The sequence below is a fragment of the Calditrichota bacterium genome (genome assembly GCA_013151735.1).
Classification (GTDB): Bacteria; Zhuqueibacterota; JdFR-76; order JdFR-76; family BMS3Abin05; genus BMS3Abin05.
Window position 1 is genome coordinate 1 of sequence record JAADHR010000010.1, and the last position, 3,838, is coordinate 3,838.

The 3,838-nt window shown below is 48.0% G+C and carries 4 protein-coding genes; all 4 read right to left on the bottom strand.

The window, feature by feature from the left end; translation table 11 throughout:
- Positions 1-823, bottom strand: an 823-nt coding sequence (locus GXO76_00370; GenBank protein ID NOY76297.1) for a dihydroorotate dehydrogenase-like protein, incomplete at its 3' end; no start/stop codon positions are given.
- Between the two features lie 313 nt (positions 824-1,136).
- The gene (locus GXO76_00375; GenBank protein NOY76298.1) at positions 1,137-1,760 is read right to left on the bottom strand and encodes a DUF2202 domain-containing protein; all 624 of its coding nucleotides are present in this window, start codon (positions 1,758-1,760) and stop codon (positions 1,137-1,139) included.
- A 282-nt stretch (positions 1,761-2,042) separates the two neighbouring features.
- Positions 2,043-3,047, bottom strand: a complete 1,005-nt coding sequence (locus GXO76_00380; protein ID NOY76299.1) for a DUF3187 family protein — start codon at positions 3,045-3,047, stop codon at positions 2,043-2,045.
- Positions 3,048-3,084: 37 nt separating this feature from the next.
- Positions 3,085-3,783, bottom strand: coding sequence for a hypothetical protein (locus GXO76_00385; GenBank protein NOY76300.1), 699 nt, complete (start codon positions 3,781-3,783; stop codon positions 3,085-3,087).
- Positions 3,784-3,838: the final 55 nt, after the last annotated feature.

Here is a 3,838-nt window from a genome sequence, read left to right on the forward strand (position 1 = left end):
CGAACGTGTTCAGGAAGAGCGTGGACACCACCTGAACCGTTGTAGCTCCGGCCAGCAATTGTTTAATCAGCCCTTCCGCATCGTGAATGCCCGTGGTTGCTGAAAGATCACACGAAATCCTCCCGGCAAGAATGGAAATCCACCGCAGGGGCAAATTCATTTCATTGGGATGGCTGAACCAGTTGGCACCCTTGATTTCCATTTTTTCGATGTCAATGTCAAACTGGTAAAATCGGTTAAACAACACCAGGGCGTCAGCACCTCGGGCACAAATCTCCCGAGTCACCATGCTCATTCCCGTAAAATAAGGACCGATTTTGACCGCAATCGGCAGCGAAACCGCTTCGCGGGCCGCCTGAACAATGTCGTAGTACACTTGCTCAATCTCAAGAGACGTCTGGTACGGGTCTTTGGGCATCAATGAAATATTCAACTCCAGAGCATCGACACCCGCGTCTTCAATCTGTTTGGCGTAGGTGTTCCACCATTTGGACGTGATACAGTTTATACTTGCAATAATGGGAATTGCTATTTCCTTTTTGGCCTGGCGAATAAGCTCAATGTACTGACGTGCGCCGTACTGCATTTCCAGTTCTGAAATCAGGTAGTTGTACTCTTCCGGATGAGCCGAGGGGCCAATCTCATCTACATCGCCTATTTCTGCACGGACCTGCTCTTCAAAAAGGGATTTCAGGACGATGGCTCCAGCGCCTGCTTTCTCAGCATCCCGAAGGCCTTGAAGGGATTGCGTTAAACTACTGCTCCCCACAATGACCGGATTCTTCAGTTTCAATCCCATGTACGTTGTTGAAAGATCAACCATTAGGAACTCCTCCATATCCGTCTTTGGCACAGCCACTTATTCAAAGAGGCACATTATAATATGGGATTCTTTTTTTCTATTATCAAGGGTTTTGTTAGGCCGGATATCGGGGAACAGGGAATGAAAATATGGAAAGGAAGAGGCAACGATTTCATGGGACATCCCCGCACATTAATTCCGAACAAAGAACCCGTGGCACAAGAGAGCCGTCCGCACCTCCCAAAAAAGGGGGAAATTTAAAAACCAACAAGCGAGATGAAATCATAAAAAAACCGGCAAAGGAAACAACCCTCTGCCGGTCTGAATTTTGGTCTTAAAAACGCCTTTTGTGCATGCCCCGTCCGCGGCGAAATCCGTGTTGTATTCCGGATGAAAGAATACGATTCAGTTCGCCTTGCGGAATGTACCGGGCCTGGTATGACCCGCCATTGGCTTTCAACTGAGATACAAAGGCTCGCATGTGGTTTTCGGAGCCACGGGTCAGCTTTTCAAACGTGCACTGAATATCCTTGTTGTCCGTTTCGGCCATCCGTTTGTGCAAATCGGCGATGTCCAAATCTTCAATCGTGGCACCCACAATCAGGGCGTCCTTCAGGGATTTTTCACCTTTAGCCACCAAGTCGTGGTACAACTTGGCCATTTCCGGATGAGTAAATGCCCCAACCGCGTTGTTCAGCACGGGATCCGAAATTTTGTACTTGTCCAGCAGCATTTTAACGGCCTCGGTGTGTCGGTTTTCGCTGTTGGAAATGTTCTTGAAAATCGACACATGCCATTTATCATACAATTTTAAATACACATCTCGGGCCAATTTTTCTTCTTCACGCATTTGCAAAAGCCCCTTTATCTCTGCCTGACTTAATTCCTGGCGGGGCAAATCCATCACGTAGTTATAAAACAAGGAGTCTTCACTTTGAGCAAATGTCAGGGTACTCATTCCCATTAAAACAAACCACAAAACAGGTACAGCCTTTTTGATCATTTTTTACCTCCTTTTTTGTGTTGATTGGTATTTACTTTAATTAGGCTGGCTCTGTTTTATGTAAAAACAACAAGTGTGCCAAAAAGAAACAATCATTCTTATTCCTTATTTATTAAGTTATTACAAATATTCTTATCAGATGATCACGATGAAACTCGCCCAAATAGTCGAATCCTTCGTCCAAACGGTCGAATGTTTTAGAGTGCCCTCTTTTCACTATTTTCATTCCTCAATCCGCTATTTCCGGATAAACCGGGTGACGGCCACATGCAAGGCTACATCCGGACTGTTGTCAAAATAGAAGAGATTTTCAAGAAAACCCGCTTCAACAGTCCAATCTTTTTTGACGCGACGTTTGTATCCAAAGACTACCTCAGATGTTCGATCTGAAAACTGGCCGTAGTGCTTCGCCACGCCGCTTTCTACCAATCCCTGAACAACCCAGGAATGACGACTTTTATTCGGGTGGTATTCCACTGCAAACAAAGAACTGAACCGCCACTGGCGTAACGCCAACCCCATGACGGCCTTATCACCAAAATAGAGGATTCCCGCATTGTAGTAAAGACGTAACGCGCGCCATCGATACCCCGAGCCCAGTGAAAGCCCCACATCCAGCTTCTGGCTGCCAAACATTTCAGTGGTTGTGGCCGTAGGAAATTTAAGATTTCCGGTGATCACTGCCTGAAACGCGCGGCTTGTATCTGACAAAAGGGACCGGGTTACCGAGAGCACCAAATTCCCCAACTGCCATCCGGAATCAGAAGAGCGGTTCACCACCTTCTCACCATTTTCCCCCGGGACAATCATTTCCACCACAAATCGGTTCCGGGGGAATTTATCCCGACCGGCCTGTCCTAATCCCATCATGCGGTGAAATCCTTCGATCGCTCCATCCAGAACCCCTCCCGAAAGGTACCGAACCGGCCATTCAACCATCACTTCAAATCGACTGGTCACTCCGTAGGCCGCCCGAAAAACGGTTTCGTGGATTTCGCCGTCCATGAGAAAACGCCGCTCGTCGTAAAGCCACATATTTTTCCACGTGTGTTGAAGCTGCAACGCCCAATTCCCCTGATCCAGCGTCCACGGAGGGTGGTGTTGTATTCCGAATCGCAACTGCTGAATGGGGGACTGGCTGCGCAGCGGGAAAAAGCCCAATGCCCTGTTCTCTTGTGCATGAAGAGCCGGCTCTTTTCCAATTAGGGCTAACCCCAGAATAATGAGGCTAAGTTTCACCATTCCAACTGACATTTTGGGTTTCATTTTCAGCCTTTTCTTAAAAGACACTAAAAGACCCATATTTTTTCGGATGTTTCTGAATATCTTCAGTCAATGCCCGAAGTGCTTTTGCCACGGCCAGCCATTCCTTGTACAGCGCAGGATCCTGTGTAAGGCGCCCAAACGTGCCCTTCCCTTGCAATTTTTTCAGCAGAGAATCCGATTGCGCTGAAATGGATATCAATCGCGTGTAAAGGGTCGAATCCGCCATGAGCTTGCCAACCGTTCCCTTACCATCACGCATACGGCGGGTAATGACCTCCAACTGCTGCGACGAATGCAACAGGGACCGGTACAAAAGGGAGTCCTGCAAAAATTTTCCGGCTGTGCCTCGGCCCTGCGCCAAAGCAGCCGTGGCCTGTCGCGTTTGCCGAACCATTTTGCGGACATCGGCAGCCATTTTGGGGTCGCTTAACAGCGCACCAACGGTTCCGTTTCCCTGAACCATATGTGCGCTCAGTTGTGTAAGATTCCGCAATAACTGATTCAAACGGGCCACGGACGAGGCTGCATCAGCCAGAAGGGCACTCGTGTCCACAATGGGTTCACTGGAAACAAAATCGCCAGGTTTAAGGGGTGGTTCCGACAACTTCCCGAGAGAAATATCCACGTATTTGTCGCCCAGAATGCCCATTGTTTTGACCGTAGCTCGAGAAGAAGCGGTAATTTGTTTGGCGTATTTCTTTTCAATTTTCAATTGGATTAAAATTCCCTGTCGGTTCTGCCGCCGGGTAAATGTCATATTTCCCACA

Excerpts from the sequence above, each read along its gene's own strand:
- GXO76_00375 (NOY76298.1), bottom strand. The coding sequence starts at position 1,760 with ATGAGTACCCTGACATTTGCTCAAAGTGAAGACTCCTTGTTTTATAAC.
- GXO76_00380 (NOY76299.1), bottom strand. The coding sequence starts at position 3,047 with ATGGTGAAACTTAGCCTCATTATTCTGGGGTTAGCCCTAATTGGAAAA.